This is a genomic window from Micromonospora chalcea (genome assembly GCF_002926165.1).
GTDB lineage: Bacteria > Actinomycetota > Actinomycetes > Mycobacteriales > Micromonosporaceae > Micromonospora > Micromonospora chalcea.
On the sequence record NZ_MAGP01000147.1, the window covers coordinates 19,390 to 38,702 of the forward strand.

Here is a 19,313-nt window from a genome sequence, read left to right on the forward strand (position 1 = left end):
ATCACCGGCCGGGCCGCCGCTGACGTCACGGGTAGCTGATCACCGTGCTGGTGCCGTACGAGCCGACGACCGGGGTGCCGACGTCGTTTATCGTGCGCTCGATCCCGCCGCTGCCGTCGAGGAACACCGTGATCGCGTCGTGGAACCGCACCCCGGCCCGGCGCGGCGCCTCGATCCCCCTGTCGCAGCGGATGTCCACGCCCTGGTTGAAGTACGAGTAGACGCCCAGCCCCCACGCCTCGTGCGTGCGGACGTGGTCGGCCACCTTGTACGAGGCCCAGCCGTTGCCGGTCGGGCTGCGCCAGGCCGCCTGGCTCGGCGGGTCGTAGGGCAGCTCGCTCTGGTAGAACACGGTCCGGCCGCGCTCGCCGTTCCAGATCGTCTGCCAGCGCTGGTAGTGCTCGACGAACAGCCCGTACGCGGTCACGTCGTCGCCGTTGACGATCACGCCGGTGGCGGCGGTGTTCACGGTCCAGCCGATCGTGCCGGGCCGGCCGTGGTCGCCGCGCCAGGCCCAGATGTTGTCGATCAGCGTGTGCCGGCTGTGCACCACCAGGCTGGTCACCGCCCGCCCGGCGTACGGGCCGCCGATGCGGAAGAAGACGTCCTGCAGCGAGATCGGGTTCGTGGCGTGCGACCGGTGGCAGTGCCGCGTACCGACCTCGACCAGCACCGGCGACTCGACCGGCCCGGCGTCCACCAGCACCCCGGCGATGCGTACCCCGTCCACGTCCTCGATCCGCAGCGCCGCGTCCCCGCGGTCCGGCACCAGGCTCGGCATGCCGAGGCCGAGCACCACGGTGTCCGGTCGGCGTACCCGCAGGGCCCGGTCCAGGTGGTAGACGCCGGGGGTGAGCAGCAGGTGCCGGCCCCGGGCCAGTTCCGCGTTGATCCGCTTCGCCGAGTCGGTGGGCCGGGCCAGGAAGAACGCGGACAGCGGCAGCGACGGCACCGGCGCGCCGCCGGTGGCCCAGGTGGTGCCGGCGGTGTCGCGGCGCAGACGCGGTACGGCGACCCGCCAGGCGCCCCGGGCGTCGACGAACAGGTACGGCTTCTCCCGGGTCACCGGGCTGGTCGGCAGCGTGGTGTACGGCGGGTCGGGGAAGCCCTGGGCGGGCGCGCCGATCACGCCGGAGAAGACCTGGTTCCACACGCCGTTGGTCCACTCGCCGCCGAGTTCGCTGTCGCGGGTGAGCCACTGCTGCTGGGAGCCGTTGATGGTGATGCCGTCCACCTTGGAGTCGGCGATGTAGCCGCCGCTGGAGTAGCCGCCGTTGCCGGGTTCCAGCCACAGCACACCCTTGACGTGCACCCGGCGCATCGGCGACGCCTGGGAGACTGCCCATTGGTTCGACCAGTCGGTCGGGGTGACCGCGAGGTTCTCCGCCGAACGCCAGAAGTTGGTGAGCGCGGAGATGCCGGCCGGCGAGTTCGGGTCGGGCTGGCCGACCACCCGGACCGCGCCGTGGATCTCCACGTCGTCGGGGTGGGCGCCGAGACCGGCGACAGTCGTGTAGTAGCCGAGCCGGGCGTCCACCTCGTAGCGGCCGGGCTTGAACAGCACGGCGTACCTGTCGAAGCCCATCTCGTTGCGTTCCTGGGCGGTGAAGAGCCGGTCCAGCGTGGACTGGATCTCCTCGACCGGCGTGTCCTGGTCGTACACGAAGACGTTGGGGCCGAAGTCGGGCTCGCGTGCCGGGCGCGCGGCCGGGGAAGCGGCGGCGGCGCCGGCCGGGAGGCCGAGGGCGGTGAGCGAGGCCGCGGAGGCGGTGAGCGTGAGGAAACGGCGGCGGGAGGGGTCGGGTGATCGCATCTGCCTGCCTGTTCGGTGATGGGACGGGAGAGCGCTCTCTCGGCTGTTCCTACCTCATCACCGTCGATACCGCCAGAGCCCCGCCGGTTCCGGAACCGGCGGGGCTCTGCGTCGCACGTCGGTCAGGCGCGCCCGGCGCGCTGCTTCACCAGGTCGTCGACGAGCCGCTCCACGTAGTCGGCGGTGTCCTCCCACCGGGTGACCGCGTGGCAGCGGATGTCCATGGCCTTGACCGGGTAGTCGTTGCCGCCCACGTCCAGCCGGTCCCCCACGAAGAGCACGTTGTCGATGGTCAGGTCCAGGTGCTCCAGCAGCTTCCGCATGCCGTACGCCTTGTCCACGCCCTTGCGGGTGACGTCGATCGAGGTCGAGCCGCCGCCACGGACCTCCAGGTCGGGCAGCTTCGCCGCGACCGCGTCCCGCAGCCGCCGCTTCTTGTCGCCGTCCGGGTCCCAGCCGTACTTCTCCGCCGGCGGCGCGGACTGACCCAGCGCGGAGAACGTGATCTGACTGCCCCGGTCCTCGATGATGTCGCCCCAGGTCTTCGCCTCCCACAGACCCAGCGCCTGCGCCGACTCGGTCAGCGCGGCAACGACACGTGCCTTGTCGGCCTCGCTCAGATCCTCGGCGTAGACCTGCCGCCAGTCCCCGTCGGACCAGCGGTAGTACCGGGTACCGCAGGTGGGCATCAGGTGCAGCCGCTCGCGCTGCTGCTCGGTGAGGTCGAGGTGGGCCAGCACCTGCGACTGGAATTGCTCGAACCGACCACCGGAGATGATGAGTACGTCCACCTCGGTGAGCAGGTGGCCGAGCAGCTCCGCCATCCGACGATCGATCTGGGACTTGGAAATCGCCAGGGTGTCGTCCAGGTCGAACGCCACCACTCGAAGATCGTTCACGAATACCTCATGTCGTCGCGGACAGGCCAGAACTAGCAGGGTACCGACGCACCCTGGCGCCGACCTGGAGGGCCCGGACCGGAGGGCTCACCAGACCACGCGGCCCTCATGACGGAGCGTAACAGCGGCTCCGCAGCGGGTTCGGGCCTTCCGGAACCGGGCTCGACGGTGAAATGCGGTCGACAGCGTCCGGCGCCGATCGCCATGGTGAGCGGATGCGCCAGGACGAGATCTGGAACGCCGAGACCGCCGAGCGGTACGACACACCGGGCACGGGGATGTTCGCGCCGGAGGTGCTCGACCCGGCCGTGGACCGGCTCGCCGCGCTCGCCGGCGACGGGCCGGTGCTGGAGTTCGCCATCGGCACGGGCCGGGTGGCAGTCCCCCTGGCCGGACGCGGCGTGCGGGTCAGCGGCATCGAACTCTCCGTACCGATGGTGGAGCGACTGCGGTCGAAGGCCGATGCGGCGACGATCCCGGTGGTGATCGGCGACATGGCCACCGCCACCTCACCCGGGGAGTACAGCCTGGTCTACCTCGTCTACAACACCATCTCCAACCTGCTCGAACAGGCCGAACAGGTGGCATGCTTCCGCAACGCCGCCCGCCACCTCAAGCCCGGCGGCCGGTTCGTGATCGAGCTGGAGGTGCCGGAGCTGCGCGTACTGCCGCCCGGCCAGCGGGCGGCGGTCTTCGCGACCGAGCCCGGATACGTCGGCGTGGACACCTACGACGTGCTGCGGCAACACCTCGTCTCGCACCACTTCGAGTTCGGCGACGGCCGCGAGGCGCGCGTCTTCCGCAGCCCGCACCGCTACGTCTGGCCGTCCGAGCTGGACCTGATGGGCGAGTTGGCCGGCTTCACCCTGGAGCATCGGTACGCGGACTGGTCCGGCACGGAGTTCACCGCCGAATCGCGCTCCCACGTGTCGATCTACCGGCTCCCGGCCCGACCCACGCACCTCGCGTCGCATTGATTCATTGACTTCGATCACTCACCGTCGATAGCCTCGCGTCGACAATTACCTTCATCGATGGAGGCTGAGCGGTGAGAATTTTACGACTGCGCGAGGCGCTCGTCGCGCTCGTGACGACCGCCCTGGTGACCACCACAGCGGCAACACCCGCCACGGCCGCGCCCGGCAGCGGCCTGTCCACGCTGGCGAGTTCGTCCACCTTCCCGCTGGCCGACCCGGACACCCTGCTGGCGAAGGACGGCTCCTACGTCACCTACGGCACCACAGTCGGCGCCGGCACCGGCGCGCGCTGCGGCGCGACCGGCAGACTGTACGTACCCGTCCTCGTCCACGGCTCCGGCAGCAGCGTCGGCATGGCCGACTGCGCCTCGCACGACGCGCTGCCCTCCGGCCCGGGCGCCTGGGCCGAGCCCGGCGGCGCGGTCTGGGCACCCGGCGTCGCCCGCTTCGGCAACCGGTTCTTCATGTTCTACACCGCCTCCCGCAAGGGCTCCGGCCAGAAGTGCATCGGACGGGCCGTCTCCGACAGCGCCCGCGGCCCCTTCCAGAACCAGGGCGAGTGGGCCTGCCCGGACGCCGGGCGGTGGGCACTCGACGCGAACCCCTTCGTGGCCGGCGGGAACCTGTACGTGACCTACCGGGACGACGCCATCGCCTCCGGCGCCGAGACCGGCATCTCCACGGTCCGCACCGATAGTGAGGGCCGCGCGATCTGGGACACCCGCCGGGACATGCTCAAGAGCACCGACATCACCTGGGACACCGCCAAGATCAGCGGCGGTACGCACGTGGTGGAGAACCCGGCGATGTGGAAGGCCGCCGACGGCGACTGGTACCTGATGTACTCGGGCAACAACTGGGACAGCGCGCGCTACTCCACCGGCATCGCCCGCTGCGGCGCGACTCCCCTGCCCGGCTCCCGCTGCACCCCCATCCGCGAAGGCGTGTCCCGGCCCTTCTTCGGCTACACCGGCAGCGCCGGACTCAACCCGATCCGCGGCCTACCCGGCAACCACCAGGGCCCCGGCGGGATGGACGTCTTCGACGCCGCCGACGGCACCGCGCGCGTCGTGTGGCACTGGTGGAACGGCTCCACCCGCTTCCCGATGACCGGCGTCCTGACCCGCCCCTCCACCGGCTTCCTCGTCTCGTAGTCGGCGCGCCTGCCGACACGACTGCTCACCGTAAGCTTCGGATTGGTCACGTTCGGTAGAACTGGTTCACGGAAAATTGCATTTGGCAAGAGGTGGCACCGAAATTTTCTCGATGCGATGCATCTGCTTGTCAGGTACCCGACAGTGAATTGCCCACTCTTGTGCTAGCTGTCCGGCGAGAGGATGCTCGAACCGTCGAACGGCACAGCGTCGCCTCGCACAGAGGGCGGCGCCCGGCTGCCACCGGACGCCGCATTCGACTCCACCGCTGCAACGGAAGGAGTCACGTTGACTGTAATCCCTCACGGGTCAGACTTCGAGACACCGGAGGACGAGGACGAAACCGTTGCCGAGCCGACCGACCGGCACCGGCTCATCCTGGCGTACATCAAGACGCTCAGTCCGATCATCGCCGCCGTCGTCGCCTGCATCGGGACGCTGGTGGCAGCACTGGTCCGCTGACCCGCCCGGCCCGCGCTCCGGCTCCGGCCGGACGCGGGGCCGTCCGCGTCACCGCCTCGTCGCCGGTTCGTCGTCCAATGTCGCCGGCGCGCCGCGTCGCGGCCACTGTCACCGGCGGGCTGCGTCGCCGTCCGGCAGCCGCCGGGACCTGACCTCCGCCAGGATCAGGACCGCCAGGAGCACCACGAACAGCCCTGCCGACCCGGCCACCAGGGGATTGACGTAACCGGGCACCAGGTCGGGGCCGCACGTGGTGTCGCGCAGCGGCCACATGCTCGACGACCCGTCAGCCGACGCGCCGATGCGGTGGCTGTAGCCTTCCGGCCGCCGCAGCATGCAAGCGTCATCGGGATCCAGGATCCCGAAGGTCGTCGCCGCCAACCCGCGACCGTAAGCGGCGGCCCCGGTGAACGCCGCACCGGCGGCCAGGAACCATCCCGCCCGCCTCAGCGCCCATGCCCTGCCCCGGAGGTGCGGGTCGCGACGGAGCGCCAACAGTGCGACCACCACGAACACGAGGGCAGCGGCCGCGAACACCGGCCAGGCCAGAGCGAGCAGCACAAGTGCGAAGAAGACGAGAAACATCGACGTGCAACCTACCGCTCCAGGCGTCGTCGTACCGGCCCCGATCACCTCGCCGGATGGTCAGCATGCGCAACTCTTGTCGCCGGGCTCGGACTTGACCGTGTGCGCATCGGCTATCTGGCCGCCCACCTCACCTGGCACCTCGCGACGGGCACTGTCACCTTGCTCGTTTGTGGCCCGGGAGAGTCGCCTACTCGCCGCTGGAACCCCGGGTGAGCACGTGAGCCGGGACGGCCGAACAGAGCGTGCCCCGCCGCCCCGGCCATGATCAGAACCGCGACGAACGGTCGGGAAATGAGTGAATGCAGGCACCTCCGGCAGGGTTTTCACCCGCTTCCGCACTGACCGGCAACGATTCCGAGACGGAGCCCCTTCGCGCGTCCTCTACACGGGTGGACGCTGCCGTCCCGTCGGGAACGAAGTGACGTACGGCAATCGCAACCGCACGTCCCGCGCCGGCCAACTCATGCAGCAGAACGCGTCAGCGGTCGGACGACATTCCACCAGCAACGGCTGAGGAGATCATCGGCTGAAGCGGGGATGGTTATAGATGGCCCGGCTGAGCAGACTCGCCGTGTACGCGGTTACGCACAGTCTCCCGAAGGGTCCCATCAGTGAGCTACAGCGCTCCGCCGCCCCCCGGTTACCCAGCTACGCATTTGCAGCAGCCTCCGAAGAAGCGCCCCGTGCGGCTCATCATCGCAGCGGCCGTCGGCGGTGTCTTGGTGCTCTGCTGCGGCGGAGTGACCATCGCTGCGGCAGTCGGCGGTGGCGACTCACCCCCCGCAAGGAGCGCCGCCGCGGAGGCGACCGCTGCCGCGTCCGTCCCGGCAGAAAGCCCTACAGCAGCACCGTCGGTGGAGATCACCACCGCAGCACCCACTACCCCAACACCCACCACCGCAGCTCCTACGACAACAACACCGAAGCCGAAGCCGAAGGCCACCACCAAGGCGCCGACCGAGCCGAAGGTGTCCGTAGAGCAGGAGAACGCCATCAGGGCCGCCTCCGACTACCTGCGATATCAAGCGTTCTCCCGCTCCGGCCTGATCAAGCAGTTGGAGTTCGAGGGCTACCCGAGGAAGATCGCAACCCAGGCCGTGGATTCTCTGAAGGTTGACTACAAGAAACAGGCTGCCAAGATGGCGAAGGACTACCTCGACACCCAGCCGTTCTCTCGTTCGGGCCTGATCAAGCAGTTGGAATTCGAGGGGTACACGCACGCACAGGCCGTCTACGGTGTCGATCAGGTGATGTGAGAAGGGCATGCGGGTGCCTGTTGCGGCTTTGTCCATGGCGGGTGGCAGGCTCTGGCATGGCTCGCCGTGTCACCTACGGTCGACCGCAGACCATGTCAGTCGGTCGTAGGAGCGCCCCGCATCCGGCGCCTGCCTCGCGCCTCCGGCCAGTTCAAGGCCAGGTTCATCTAGTGGCGGCCGTTGGCGTCTGTGCGGAATTCGGGGTCAGCAAGGACGACCTGTTGCAGTTCTTCGAACGGGTCAGCGACGAGCGAGGGTGGCCGCTGCTGTCAGTCCCGCTCACACAACCGCGTTGCTGCAGCAGATCTCGGCGAGGCGATCGGGCACGCAAGCTCCGGAAGGCGGCACAGTGATCGTTGATCAAACACCTGACCTGGTGCCCCCGGCAGGATTCGAACCTGCGACACACGGTTTAGGAAACCGATGCTCTATCCCCTGAGCTACGAGGGCGCGAGGGCCCAGTCTAGCGACCTGGGGGTTCACCTGGGGTGGCAGGGAGTGGCCCCCGTTCACCCACGTTCCCCGGACCGCCGTTCTCGCAGCCCAGGAGCACACCTGGAGCACACAAACCCCGGTTTGCGACCGGCGGTCGGCTGCGGCGACCCGCGTTGGCACCGGTTCACCCAGGGTGGCATCCGCTAGGGAGCACACACCGCGCACATCATCGAAGGTCACGAGTGCAGCTTCCCGGCCCGGGACCCGCTGGCCGTACATCGGGCACCGGCGGCGATGACCGACGCGCTGTCAGCCCTAACTACGCGCCTCGAACCGGTGGGAGCAGCCGTAGCTCGGGTCAGGCCAATCGCCGACACGGTGAATGTCAGGTGCGTGCCGGCGATGTCTTCGGGCACAGTAAGCAAATGCGCTCGATCTACCTCAGCGCGGACACCCCGCGCTGGACTCCGCGCACGGAGTCCGACCTCCAGTCCGCGCTCGACCAGGGCCTGCTAAGTGAGTCGCACTACACGGACTTCAAGCGGGGGCTGAGCGCCGGAAGAAGCGCCAACAGAGAACTGGCACGCGACCTGGCGTCCTTCGGCATCGACGGCGGGACCCTCATCGTAGGCGTCGAGGAGAATCGGGACGGCTCGTTCGGCTTGTGTCCCGGACCGCTCCAAGGCTTGACCGAGCGAGTAGAGCAGGTCGCCCTAACGATTCCGGATCCTCCGCTGCCCGTATACACGGAGATTATCCCCTCGGATGCCAATCCCGACGTCGGCTACCTCTTCGTGCACGTGCCGCCGAGTCCGACGGCACCGCATATGGTCGACCATCGCTACTTCGGTCGAGGCGACAAGACGAAACACCACCTCGCCGACGCAGAAGTGCGCCGCCTTCACGACCTGCGCCGGCTCACTGAAACCGACACGCTCACTCTCCTAGACGCCGAGTTCGACCGTGACCCGGTTCCGGTGGAACGCCGGTCGCAGTCGCACCTGTTCTTGCTGGCCGAGCCGGCCAATGGCCGCCCAGAGATGCTGCTGAGCCTCGTCTCCGGCCGTGAATGGCCACAACGCATGCTGCTGTTCACCCGCGGCGCGATCCTGAACCAGCCGACGAGCAACCTCAAATTCGCGCCCGAACTACTCTCCGCGACCGCCCATGCGCGCCGGGCCGCCGGTGCCGCGCTAACGAGCTATGAACTCACTGCGGACCGAAGGCTGCGCGAAGACTCGTACGACGAGGACGCCGTCGAGCTCGAAATCCACGAGGACGGCGGTCTCCGCATCTTCATGAGCCGGCTCAGCGACCAGATGACCAACCCAGATGAGCAGGTCGTCTTCGACGTCGGAGCGGTCATGTACACGCGACACTTAATCGCACTGGTGCTCGCGGCCGCCGACCAGGCGGGCTACGTCGGCAACTGGGCACTCGCGGTCGGCGCAACCAATCTCCGCGGTCGCCGCTCGTACGAGTATCGCAATGGCTGGAGTGCGACGGACGGTCCGCGATTCGGCGAGGACACCTACCGCAAGGCCGCCGTCGTCTCACACGCACAACTGTTGGCTACGCCCGGACAGGTAACCGGTCAACTCCTAGCGCGGCTGCTGCGAGCCCTAGGGACCGACGACAAATTTGCACCTTTCCTGACTGACGCGACTGAGAACTCCTAGCTCTTTGAGCGTTGGAGTCGGCGCCAGCAAACGATGGCACCGGCGAGGGTGAGGAACGCTTGGTGGATGTCGTCGCGGATCTCCCAGCGGGTGCGCAGGCGGCGGAACCAGTGCAGCAGCGCGATGGTCTGCTCGATGACCTGTCGGGTGCCGGGGCCGGAGCCGGTGTAGAGCACGAACAGGGTCCCGCGCAACACCCCGCGGTCATCCAAGGGCTTGCGGCCCGGGAACCGATGCCGCCGGGCGGACGGGGTGGTAGCAGCGGTGCGATCTCGGCCCAGCGTTCGTCCGAGACTATCCACATCGGCTACTCACCCCTCCTCACGTTGAGAAAGCAGATGATCGCGCACCCGGCGCACAAGGGCGCCGCTACGAGAGGGAGAGGGGCGGGTTAACGCTATGGAGTCTTAGCGAGACAACAGGTAGCTTGGTCGCACCGCAAGCTGTGCAGACGCCTCATCACGGCGGGGTGCTTGTCGGCAGCGCATCAGACGCTGGAGGTGATTATGGTCGCCCGGATCGACCCGGCTTGGTGGACGTCGGGCACCTGGGAGGGGCGGCCGATCAGGCAGTTCCTGGGGAAGCGCGATGTCGCGGTGATCTTCAGGTTCCTGCACGCTCGCGGTGTGTCCTACGGGGCGATCGCCGCTCTGGTCGATGTCTCCGCCAACCGCGCCGCCGAAATCGCCAAGGGGGCGCGGCAGGTTACGGCCTACGAGGTGCTGGAGCGGATCGCCCTCGGTCTGAACATCCCGCGGGCTGCCATGGGTCTCGGCCGTGAGCAGGACGTGCCAGCCGTTCGAGAGGTTCGGTCATTACGCGCGCAGGTACCCAAGGGCGTCCCGCATTCACCCCAGCTGATGGGTGAGCGTCCATCCGCTGACGTGGGCGGTCTCGCTCGCCTGCGCGCGGAGCTGGACGAGGCACTCTCGTCCTCCACCGTGTCGCCTCGGCACCTTGAGTTGGTTGAAGAGTCGACGAGCGAGCACATGCGGGTCTATCCCTCTGCGGCCCCGACCGTCATGCTGTCGAGACTCGCGGGTGAGTGTGCCGAGGTGCAGGTCCTGTCGCGCCGGCGGCAACCCGCGACGGTTCAGGCCCGCCTGTCGGGCGCCGCAGCTCTGCTGGCGACGATGTGTGCCGACGCGCTCATGCGACTGGGTAACGCCAGTGAAGCGCGGTTGTGGTACCGGACGGCGATCCACGCCGCGGACGACAGCGCGGACCCGCGGCTCCAGGTGTTGGCGCGCGCCCAGGCGGCGATGCTGCCCTACTACTTCGGTGACCCGCACCAGACGGTGGCGATGGCGGATCAAGCGCTCGCCATCACGACTTCGGCGTCGCCGTCCGGCGCACTGGCAGCCGCCGGACGTGCAAGGGCGTTGGCCCGCCTCGGGGCGGCTGACCAGGCGAGAGCGGGGATCGAGCAGGCGCACCGCATGTTCGACGAGGCAGGGGACGACGACAGCGACGCAGCGTTCCGCTTTCCCGCGAAGCGGCTGCTGTTCTACCTGTCCGGGGCAAGGACATGGCTTGGCGATACGAAAGAGGCGTACCGGATCCAGGACGAAGCTCTGAGCTTGTACGGTCCCAGGCCGAGGGTGCCGATTGATCCTGCCCTTATCGCCCTGGACCGTGCCCTCTGCCTCGTGCGCGACCTTCGATTCGCGGAGGCGGCAGTGGCCGCCTGCGCCGCCGTCTCCGGGCTGCCCGAGCTGCAGCGCACGGAGATCATCCTGTCCAAGGCGGCTGAGGTCGTATCAGCGATTCCGCAACCCGCACAGGGCAGGGAGGTGGTGGAGCTGGCGGAGTACGTGCGGGCGTGCCGCGAACGGAGCCGTACGCTGGCAGCCGGAACTGCTGTGCGCGAACCCTAGGGGCCACATGTTCGTCGAGGCACGAACGCGTCCGATGCTCGCCGAGGTGTGTCGGGGATTGGGCTGCTCTGCTGCCGACGCGCAGTTGCTCCGGCATCACACGAACGCTGTGTACGCCGTGGGCGACGTAGTAGTCAAGATCGCTCCGCTGGATTTCGGACTCGACCGCTCACGGACGGTGGTGGCGGTCGTTGACTGGCTGTCGGCCAAAGGCTTCCCGACCGTGGGTCTGTGCTCCCAGGTGCCGGCTCAACCGCTCGTGGTCAACGGGCACGCCGTCACGGTGTGGCAGCGTTTGGACCCGGCGGACGACAACCCCGTCACCACTGCAGAGCTCGGGCAACTCCTGCGGGAACTGCACGGCTTTCCGATGCCGCCGGTGGAGCTGCCAAGGCTTCAACCAGCCGAGAGCGTCCGCAGATCCGTGGACAACGCCCACCTCATCGACGATCTGGACCGCGACCTGTTGCTGAACCGGCTCGAGGATCTCAAAGCGGCCTGGTCATCGATGGCGTTCCCGCTGGGAGACAGCCTGATCCAGTCCGACCCCCAGACCCGCAACGCTCTACGACGGTTCGACGGTACCCCGGTGCTGGCTGACTGGGACGGTATCGCGATCGGGCCGCGAGAGTGGGACATCGCCACCGTCGCGGTTCACTGTCGGCGATTCGGTGGCGGCCGGCAGGCCTTCGCGGCCTTCACCGCCAGCTACGGCTGGGACGCCACCACCTGGTCGGGCTTCGAAGAGCTCTGCCGATTGCGTGAACTCCAGATGATTGCCACCAACGCGCGCAAGTCCCGGCCCGGCACGTCGGCAGCCTCCGAGGTGCATCGCCGGCTTGACGGCCTTCGCAACGAGAATGGCACCGAGCTGCGTCGCTGGCAGATTCTCTGACCGGAAGACAGACGGCGCTCCACCCTGGCGCGCCCGGACGCGGAAATTCGGCCCGGGATATGCGGTTAAGCGACCGCCTCGAATCGGTACGCTGCGTGCATGGCATCGCCAAACTCCCCGGTCCGCGTTCGATTTGCCCCATCGCCGACAGGCATGTTCCACGTGGGTAATGCCCGCTCGCTGCTTTACAACTGGGTGCTGGCCAAGCAGTCCGGCGGCACGATGGTGCTGCGGATCGAGGACACGGACGCCGAACGCAGTAAGCCGGAGTGGGTGCAGGGCATCATCGACGCCATGGCGTGGCTCGGCGCCGGCCCCGATGAGTACGAGGGCCCCCTGTTCCAGTCCGCCTATGTCCAGCACCACCGCGACGCCATCGCGAAGCTGCTCGCGGCAGGTCAGGCCTACTACTGCGACTGCCTGCGTACTCAGGTCGTGGAGCGAACCGGCAGCGAACACAAGGGGTACGACGGTTACTGCCGCGACCGCGGGCTGGCCGCGGCCCCCGGCAGCGCGGTGCGCTTCCGGACGCCGGACGAGGGCCAGACAGTCGTGCGGGATCTGGTGCGCGGCGAGCCCACGTTCGACAACGCCACGATCGAGGATTTCGTCGTCGCACGTGGTGACGGCTCCCCAGTGTTCCTTCTCGCGAACGTCGTCGACGACATGGTCATGGGCATTACCCATGTCATCCGCGCCGAGGAGCACCTGCCGAACACGCCCAAGCAGCAGTTGTTGTGGGTGGCGCTCGGGCACCAACCGCCGGTATGGGCCCACGCGCCGATCCTGGTCAACGAGAAGCGGCAGAAACTGTCCAAGCGCCGGGATCGGGTCGCGCTGGAGGACTTCCGCGCCGAGGGATACCTGCCCGATGCGATGCGCAACTACCTGATGCTGCTCGGCTGGGCCCCCTCCGGTGACCGGGAGATCGTCCCCTGGGACGACATCGTGACGGAGTTCCGGATGGCCGACGTCAATCCGTCGCCGGCGTTCTTCGACGTCAAGAAGCTGCGGGCCTTCAACGGCGACTACCTCCGCGCGTTGAGCACGGAGCAGTTCATCTCGGCGTGTCAGCCGTGGCTGCGCGGTGAGTACGCCCCGTGGCGGGCTGAGGACTACGACGACGTGGCCTTCGCCGCTGTCGCGCCCCTGGCGCAGACCCGGGTCGCGGTGCTCAGCGAGATCGTCGCCATGGTGGACTTCCTGTTCCTGCCGTCCCCATCGATCGACGAGGCTGCTTGGACGAAGGCCATGACCGGGGAGGCCCTGGCGCTACTCACCGAGGTGGCTACCGCGTTCAAAAAGGTGGAATGGGATGCCGAGTCGCTCAAGCACACGGTCGAGGAGTTGGGGGCAGCTCGCGGGCTGAAGCTGGGTAAGGCGCAGGCGCCGGTCCGGGTTGCCGTGACCGGCCGTACCGTCGGGCTGCCCCTGTTCGAGTCGTTGGAGGTGCTCGGTCGGAGCCGCACTGCCGCGAGGATCAGGAGTGCGATCGACCGGCTCTCATAGGGTCTAGGTGGTGCCGCTTCTCTGAATGGGGGCGGCGCCGCTCCCTATGGGTGGCGGTTGCAGGTCGCCGATTCCGGTGCCGAGGAGCTCGTCAGCCATTCGGAGAGCTACCACGACGCTCTCCTGCGGCGAGACGCCCACGGGCAGGTGCTTCCGCGCGAGTTGAGCCCGAAGCGCTGTCCCCCGCGGTCCGTTGATGACCTCGAGCGAGCCGTGCGCCTCGTCGGGCCGGCACGCTTCAAGCCCGCGATCGTGCCAGCGAACGTGTCGCCTCGCCAACGGGACCGGTTGCCCGATCATCGCGAGCAGGTTGAGGTCGGTGGTGTCGTTCAGGGCGCGATGCACGCTCTCCGTAAGGCCGGGCTTGGCCGCGTCGACGGCGCGCCGGCCCTCCCGAGCGAGGAGCGCGCTCGCGTGCACGGCGACCCGCAGAGGTGGCGGTGCGGCCTCGAAGGCCGAGGTCACCCTGGTGTTGAGGTCGGTGGGGCGGAACCCGCTCTGGGTGAGAATTCCGTCGACGGAGAATCCGCCGCGGTAGCCCAGCCGGCGGCGCAGGGCCGCGCCCGTCCACCGGGTCAGCTCGATCAGGCCTCGCTGCCGGGCCACGGGCATGGGTGCGGTGCCCGCGCAGAGGAAGGTCCCGTCGGCGGGCCGCCGCGGTACGAGAAGCTCCAGTGGGGTGAATGCGACAGTCGACTCGACGAGCACCAATCCGTGCAGGCGGCAGGGCACGCCGGGGAGCATCGGCATGAAGCGGATCCGCCGTCGCCCTGTCGACTCCGCCCGCCGACTGGGCATGCCCACGCTCGACCATTGGATGTCCCCACCGCCGGCCGAGGGCTCGGTCCCGCACGTCTGCCTCGCGGTGACGATTTCGGTCCCCGGCGGGCTAACAGGCTGCCACAGCGATGCTGGCTCGTCGTACACCACTGATTCCGCGCGCGGCAGGCCGATGGAGTCCCACAGCACATCCACCACGCTCTTGTGCTCGAAGAGGCTCCAGCTCGGGTGCTTGGCGCCGATGAGCGGCCGGCTGCCTGTCACCAGCGGCTCCAGAGGGTCGGTGACGAAAAGCGCTGCTCGCCTGTCGGGATCGAAACGATCCACGAGTGCGCTCAGCGGCGAGTCTGTCGCGAGGGTGGCGAGGAGAGCGTGCCGATCCGCGAGCAGTTGGGCTGCGCTGCGGGTGCCGGGCGGGCTGGGCAAGGAGGCGAGGAGGTTGCCGTCGAAGGCCAGGACCAAGACGTCGGCCGCGCCCGCAGCCGCCAGCAGATTTCGCCAGTGAGGCTCGTCCGCGCTGTGGGAACAGAAGACCACCGCCCTCTCACCAGTCACCTTTGGCTGGATCGCGGTGGCGAGCGCTTCGAGGAGAGAATCATCTCGCATGGCGCCACCGTCGCTGGCTCACCGGATCCAGCCCTCGCAGGACGAGGTTGGCTGGAGTTCGATGTATGAGCTCGAAGCGATCAGCCCCGAGAGCGCGGATGATCCGCTCCTCACTGCGGTCAGGGTCTCGGGAGTCGTACTCGATGATGACGATCCCAGGGCGGTGCTCGGCCGGGTCGAAGGACGACCAGACGTCCAGCTCCGTGCCTTCGACATCGATGTTTAGGAGGTCTATCCGCTCGATTCCGAGGTCGTGGAGCAGGTCTCCGAGCCGGAGGCAGGGAGCGGTGCCCACGGTGTAGCCCTGGCCCCGGTCACCCAGGCCGGACCAGGAGGGCTTGGCGTCGTACTGGCTGAAGGTCTGCTCGCCGGCGGTGTTAGAGATGGCGCAGTGCCGTACCACGCAGTGGCGTCTCGTCAAGGACGCGCGGTTCCGCGGATCAGGATCGACGCACAACCCCGTCCATCCCCGCCTCTCGAAGTAGAGGGTGTTGCTACCCCGTACCCCGTCGCCGGCCCCGACATCGACGAAGACGCCCTGTGCCGGAACGGCCAGGTGTTCGACGAGCCAGCGGTCCTCGCCCCACTGACCGAAGTACGGGTGCGGTTGGGTGTACGGCGGGTCGAAGGCGCTGTTGGGAGGCTGAGAGGCGCTGATGGTCGCTCGGTCCGGCGGATTCGGTGCGGCGGTCATGAGCCGCTCGCCGAGTAACCGAGAACCAGCAGTCGCCGCGGTCTGTCGGTGCTGTTCGGCCCGCTGGCGTGCACGAGTGCGGCATCCCAGGCCAGCAGTGATCCCGCTGATGCCTCGAGCATCACCGCCTGATCGTCGGGCGCGTCATCGTCCGGGACGACCGGCCCCTGGTTTGGTGTCGGCTCGTGTCGCACAGGGTGTCGGTGACTGCCGGGCCAGACCTGCAGCGCCCCTGCGGCTGCGGGGCAGTCGTCGAGACACAGCGCCACCGTGATCACCCGGTCGTAGCCGCGCGCCGCGAAGTACGAGGCGTCGGAGTGTTTGCGGACATCCTCGCCGAGAACCGGCAGGTCAGCCCAACCGGCGGGCTCGGCGAGTGCCGCCTTGTAGGTGACCTTGTCCTCCATCAGTGTCGCCTTGGCGGAGAGCATCGACGAGGCGAGGAATCCGATATCTTCGCTCGCCGCCATGCCCGCGAAGGCCGGTGCGAGATCGACGACAGGTTTGATCTTGAAGACGTACGGTCGACCATCCGGCAGGCGCCACCAGGTGAGGCGAGGATGCGCCGTCCGCAGCGACACGGTCTGGCCGATGATCTGCTCGAATGCCAGGTCGGCGGCGGCGCGCAGCTGGGACAACGTCTCGCGCTCCAGGAATCCCTCGATGGCGAGGTAGCCGTCCTGGCGGAAGCGGTGCCGGAGGTCGTCGCCGGTCACTCGCATCATTAGACCCCTTTCCGGGCGCACGGTACGAGGAAGTCACCCGTCGGCTTCGTCCAGCCGCTCGGCAGTTGATTCGCAGGGATGGTCACCTTCGTTGCGCTCCAGCCCGGGAAGAAGTGGTCCAGCACTTCGACGCGCGCTTCGGGCAACTCTGTGCCGCTGTGGAAGAAGCTGAAGCGACCTCCGGGCCGCAGGACAGGGATCGCTATCTGTTCCACGAAGCTGGCGAAATCGGCGTCGGCGTGCCCGTCGGGCGGCCAGGTGTCGTACATGATCGCGTCGATGCTCTCCGGCTCGAGATCGAGCACCTGCCATGGTTCGACGACAACCGTGACGGGACAGGGCAGGTGCTCGCGGATTCTCGGCACGACCAGGTCCACGACCGCCGGATGGGGTTCGACGGCGGTGTAACTGGCGGGTCGCAGCGGTGCGATCTGCTGGGCGAAGACGCCCAGGCCGAGGCCGATTTCCAGCACGTGCGATCCGTGTTGGTCTCCGAGTAGCGCGGCGGCGTGCTCAGCCATCAGGGCGGACTCGGCGAAGAACATCACGTACGTGCCTCCGAGGCGGAGGCCTTCGTCGTCGATCATGGCCGGGCGGGCGCACAGCTCGCGGAGATGACGGAGATGAACCTCGTCCAACGCCGGCGGCATCAGCACGGCTCCTGCACGCGGAAGCGACTCACCGGGTCGGTCTCCAGGAACCGCTGGATGTATCCCGGCGCCGTCCGCATCGCTGCCCGAGCGAGTGCCTCGCCAGCGGCCCCGATGGGCGCCTCGGACCGGATGAGCACGTACGCCGGATCGTCCAACTGGCCGCCGTTGCGTGCCGCGATGAGCACCTCGGCGTACGTCCCGAGCTCGGCCATGATGCGTCGTGCCAGTTCGTCGGCTACGGCCGTGTAGATCTTCCCGACGTGGTGAAGCGGGTTCTTGCCTGCGGGCGCCTCGCCGCTCGCCGGACGAAGGGGCTCGATCGCCCCGTTGTACCGGTTGCCCCGTCCGACAGCGCCACAGTCTCCCTTGCCCAGTGAGGTGCCGAAGGGTGCGAGGTAGCCACGACCGGGCACGTCCTTGGTGTTCAGCGACAGCCGTGCCCCAGTTGCCGTCGGTGTCTCGTCGAGCACCCGCTTGAGCTCACCCTCGATCTCGTCGCGGATGGCGTCCAGCGCCGTCCGATACTCCGACCAGCCGTGAACGCTGGCGGGATGGAAGGGCACTGCCGCGGTCACGTCCAGTTGGCCACGGTCGCGGACCACCATGACTTTGACGTCGGTGCCGGTCTGGTAGCGGGTTCGGAAGGTGGCGCCGGTCAGCAGCGTCTCCAGTCGGACCGCCGTCCGCGCCGCGATGCCACGAAGGCTCGTCCCGGCGCACACGACGGTGTCGTTGGCGACGGCCTCACTGGCGAGTACCTTCGTGATCCCGGCAGCCGTCCGAGGCTGGTAGAACTCCCTGTCGTGATCGACCCCGGTGCCGGCGGTGTTGTTCACGTGAATGCGCAGGTGCCCAAGGATTGCCGGGTCGTCCAACGTGCTGGTGAGAACAGCGCGGACCGTGTCGTCGAACAGTTTGGCGACGGATACATCGTTGCCGTCGATCCGCTCCGTGACCTTGCCGAAGAGGTAGCAGTCGACCGGCTTGCGGATGTCGTACCCACCGAAGCGAACGTCGGCGGCCGCGCCCACCAGCGTCACCTTGTCCACCCAGTGGTTCGGCACCGCACCGAAGCGCTCCCGGCAGGTTGCGGAGTAGCGGCGGGAGAAGCTGTCGGCGACCAGGTCCGCGAGGCTGTCAGGGTGGCCGATGCCCTTGCGCTCCGCGACATCGAACGGTGACTGGTCGGGGTGTACCGCTCCGAGGCTGGTGATGACCTGCATGGCGCTTTCTCCTCTCCTCACGAACGCGACGGGGCAGCGGCGGCGGACGCGGGCTGTGGCGGATCGACGAGGTACGCCATGCACTGCGACAGGACCAGGACACGCTTCGCCGGGCACGGCTCCGGTGCGGAGGCGGGCCGGAAGGTCCCGTCGTAGAGGTTCCCGTAGCTGGTCGGCACAGAAGCACACCGCCGAACCTCACCGGTCACGGTCACCTTGAAGGAGGTCATCCCCGCCGTGCAGGGCTGGCCGCGGAAGGCGAGCATCCCGTCGAGGTACGGCCGGTTGAAGGTGTACTCGCCGGAGTTCTCCAGGATCAGCTCACGCTCCGCGTCGGTGTACGCCTCGGGGTACCGGCGACCGTCGTAGACGCCCTTGAACACCTTGGCCCGCAGCGGATCCACCCCGAGAGCCGCTAGCGACGCCAAGTCGTCGCGTAGTCGCGGGAGCAGCGGCGGGAAGAGCACGTAGAGTGCCACCACGTCGAAGCCGGCCCCGCGCAGGATCCGGAACGACTCGGCGTACTCCGTCATCGGCAAACCGAGGCGTTCCCGCTCCGGTACGTGCAGGGCCGCCACGATCTTCGCCACCCGCGTCGGGTCCACCTCGTTGGCGAAGCGGGTGACCAGCTCGGGCGACGCCAGGTTGGTGTTGATGCTGATCCAGTTGCGGCGGGTCAGCCCGGCGCAAAGTTCGACGAACCCGGGAAACAGGAACGGCTCTCCGCCCGACATGTGCACGAGACTCGTGCGGTCGAGATCCTCGAAGCGCCGCACCACCAGGTCGGCGTCAGGCTCGTTCAGGTGCTTCTTGTTCAACACGTGACGAATCTGCGGATGGCAGTACTCGCAGAAGAAGTTGCAGCGGTTCGTCAGGTGCCAGTCGAACTCCCACTCCCACGGCGCCGGGTCCGACGTCATCGCTGACACACGCACCGGTCCCACCTCCCCACGCTCGGCCGGGGTCTGTCAAACGAACGGTGTAACTCGGGTTGTTGACGGTTACTTACGGCCTGCGGAGAGGCGTCCTTCGAAGGCGATGTCGAAGGCGTTCAGGGCTGGTTTCCAGCGCATGGTCCACCGCCGGCG

18 protein-coding genes and 1 tRNA gene are annotated in these 19,313 nt (G+C 68.1%); 8 read left to right on the top strand and 11 right to left on the bottom strand.

The features are described 5' to 3' along the window. Window positions 1–25 precede the first annotated feature (25 nt). Entirely contained in the window at window positions 26–1,813 is a 1,788-nt protein-coding gene (locus BAW75_RS25345; RefSeq protein ID WP_104115128.1) for an adenylyl cyclase, read from the bottom strand. A 122-nt stretch (window positions 1,814–1,935) separates the two neighbouring features. Beyond that, window positions 1,936–2,712 (bottom strand): HAD-IIB family hydrolase, encoded by a 777-nt coding sequence (locus tag BAW75_RS25350; protein WP_104115129.1) that lies wholly within the window; start codon window positions 2,710–2,712, stop codon window positions 1,936–1,938. A 215-nt stretch (window positions 2,713–2,927) separates the two neighbouring features. Here BAW75_RS25350 and BAW75_RS25355 point away from each other — a divergent pair, with 215 nt between their 5' ends. From BAW75_RS25355 to BAW75_RS32435, 3 genes are all read left to right on the top strand, one after another. Beyond that, window positions 2,928–3,689, top strand: a complete 762-nt coding sequence (locus tag BAW75_RS25355) for a class I SAM-dependent DNA methyltransferase (protein ID WP_104115130.1) — start codon at window positions 2,928–2,930, stop codon at window positions 3,687–3,689. Between the two features lie 71 nt (window positions 3,690–3,760). After that, the gene (locus BAW75_RS25360; protein WP_104115131.1) at window positions 3,761–4,843 is read left to right on the top strand and encodes a family 43 glycosylhydrolase; all 1,083 of its coding nucleotides are present in this window, start codon (window positions 3,761–3,763) and stop codon (window positions 4,841–4,843) included. A gap of 288 nt (window positions 4,844–5,131) precedes the next feature. Next, entirely contained in the window at window positions 5,132–5,305 is a 174-nt protein-coding gene (locus BAW75_RS32435) for a hypothetical protein (protein WP_013283846.1), read from the top strand. Window positions 5,306–5,413: 108 nt separating this feature from the next. On the opposite strand, the gene BAW75_RS25365 is transcribed toward BAW75_RS32435, so the two are convergent. Next, window positions 5,414–5,890: a hypothetical protein gene (locus tag BAW75_RS25365; protein ID WP_043326959.1), complete on the bottom strand. Its 477-nt coding sequence runs from the start codon at window positions 5,888–5,890 to the stop codon at window positions 5,414–5,416. Window positions 5,891–6,576: 686 nt separating this feature from the next. On the opposite strand from BAW75_RS25365, the gene BAW75_RS32440 reads away from it, so the two are divergent. Further along, entirely contained in the window at window positions 6,577–7,149 is a 573-nt protein-coding gene (locus BAW75_RS32440) for an Ltp family lipoprotein (protein WP_208635307.1), read from the top strand. A 374-nt stretch (window positions 7,150–7,523) separates the two neighbouring features. On the opposite strand, the gene BAW75_RS25375 is transcribed toward BAW75_RS32440, so the two are convergent. After that, a tRNA-Arg gene (locus tag BAW75_RS25375) sits at window positions 7,524–7,599 on the bottom strand. Window positions 7,600–8,009: 410 nt separating this feature from the next. Between BAW75_RS25375 and BAW75_RS25380 the strand changes: the two genes are divergently transcribed. Continuing rightward, window positions 8,010–9,263 (top strand): AlbA family DNA-binding domain-containing protein, encoded by a 1,254-nt coding sequence (locus tag BAW75_RS25380; protein WP_104115132.1) that lies wholly within the window; start codon window positions 8,010–8,012, stop codon window positions 9,261–9,263. Here the strand turns inward: BAW75_RS25380 and BAW75_RS25385 are convergent. Further along, window positions 9,260–9,460 carry a hypothetical protein gene (locus BAW75_RS25385; RefSeq protein ID WP_104115133.1) on the bottom strand — a complete coding sequence of 67 codons (201 nt, stop codon included), beginning with the start codon at window positions 9,458–9,460 and terminating at the stop codon, window positions 9,260–9,262. The two genes, BAW75_RS25380 and BAW75_RS25385, sit on opposite strands and share 4 nt — an antisense overlap. 309 nt (window positions 9,461–9,769) lie before the next feature. On the opposite strand from BAW75_RS25385, the gene BAW75_RS25390 reads away from it, so the two are divergent. From BAW75_RS25390 to gltX, 3 genes are all read left to right on the top strand, one after another. Next, on the top strand, window positions 9,770–11,140 hold the full coding sequence (locus BAW75_RS25390; RefSeq protein ID WP_104115143.1) for an NsdA family TPR-like regulatory protein: 1,371 nt from the start codon (window positions 9,770–9,772) through the stop codon (window positions 11,138–11,140). Window positions 11,141–11,147: 7 nt separating this feature from the next. Beyond that, window positions 11,148–12,035, top strand: coding sequence for a phosphotransferase (locus BAW75_RS25395; RefSeq protein ID WP_104115134.1), 888 nt, complete (start codon window positions 11,148–11,150; stop codon window positions 12,033–12,035). A 99-nt stretch (window positions 12,036–12,134) separates the two neighbouring features. Then, window positions 12,135–13,544, top strand: coding sequence for a glutamate--tRNA ligase (gene gltX, locus BAW75_RS25400; protein WP_104115135.1), 1,410 nt, complete (start codon window positions 12,135–12,137; stop codon window positions 13,542–13,544). Window positions 13,545–13,547: 3 nt separating this feature from the next. On the opposite strand, the gene BAW75_RS25405 is transcribed toward gltX, so the two are convergent. The 6 genes from BAW75_RS25405 to BAW75_RS25430 are packed head-to-tail and all read right to left on the bottom strand — an operon-like array spanning window position 13,548 to window position 19,160. Continuing rightward, window positions 13,548–14,930 carry a hypothetical protein gene (locus tag BAW75_RS25405; protein WP_104115136.1) on the bottom strand — a complete coding sequence of 461 codons (1,383 nt, stop codon included), beginning with the start codon at window positions 14,928–14,930 and terminating at the stop codon, window positions 13,548–13,550. After that, the gene (locus BAW75_RS25410; RefSeq protein ID WP_104115137.1) at window positions 14,920–15,624 is read right to left on the bottom strand and encodes an FkbM family methyltransferase; all 705 of its coding nucleotides are present in this window, start codon (window positions 15,622–15,624) and stop codon (window positions 14,920–14,922) included. The genes BAW75_RS25405 and BAW75_RS25410 overlap by 11 nt, the downstream gene beginning before the upstream one ends. After that, window positions 15,621–16,340, bottom strand: a complete 720-nt coding sequence (locus tag BAW75_RS25415) for a phytanoyl-CoA dioxygenase family protein (protein ID WP_167435619.1) — start codon at window positions 16,338–16,340, stop codon at window positions 15,621–15,623. Before BAW75_RS25415 ends, BAW75_RS25410 begins: the two co-directional genes overlap by 4 nt. Before the next feature lie 8 nt (window positions 16,341–16,348). Then, window positions 16,349–16,999: a class I SAM-dependent methyltransferase gene (locus BAW75_RS25420; protein WP_104115144.1), complete on the bottom strand. Its 651-nt coding sequence runs from the start codon at window positions 16,997–16,999 to the stop codon at window positions 16,349–16,351. Continuing rightward, a complete protein-coding gene (locus BAW75_RS25425) occupies window positions 16,999–18,225 on the bottom strand; it encodes a methionine adenosyltransferase (protein ID WP_104115139.1) in 1,227 nt (408 codons plus the stop codon). The genes BAW75_RS25420 and BAW75_RS25425 overlap by 1 nt, the downstream gene beginning before the upstream one ends. Before the next feature lie 17 nt (window positions 18,226–18,242). Further along, window positions 18,243–19,160: a radical SAM protein gene (locus tag BAW75_RS25430; protein WP_244206264.1), complete on the bottom strand. Its 918-nt coding sequence runs from the start codon at window positions 19,158–19,160 to the stop codon at window positions 18,243–18,245. Between the last annotated feature and the right edge of the window lie 153 nt (window positions 19,161–19,313).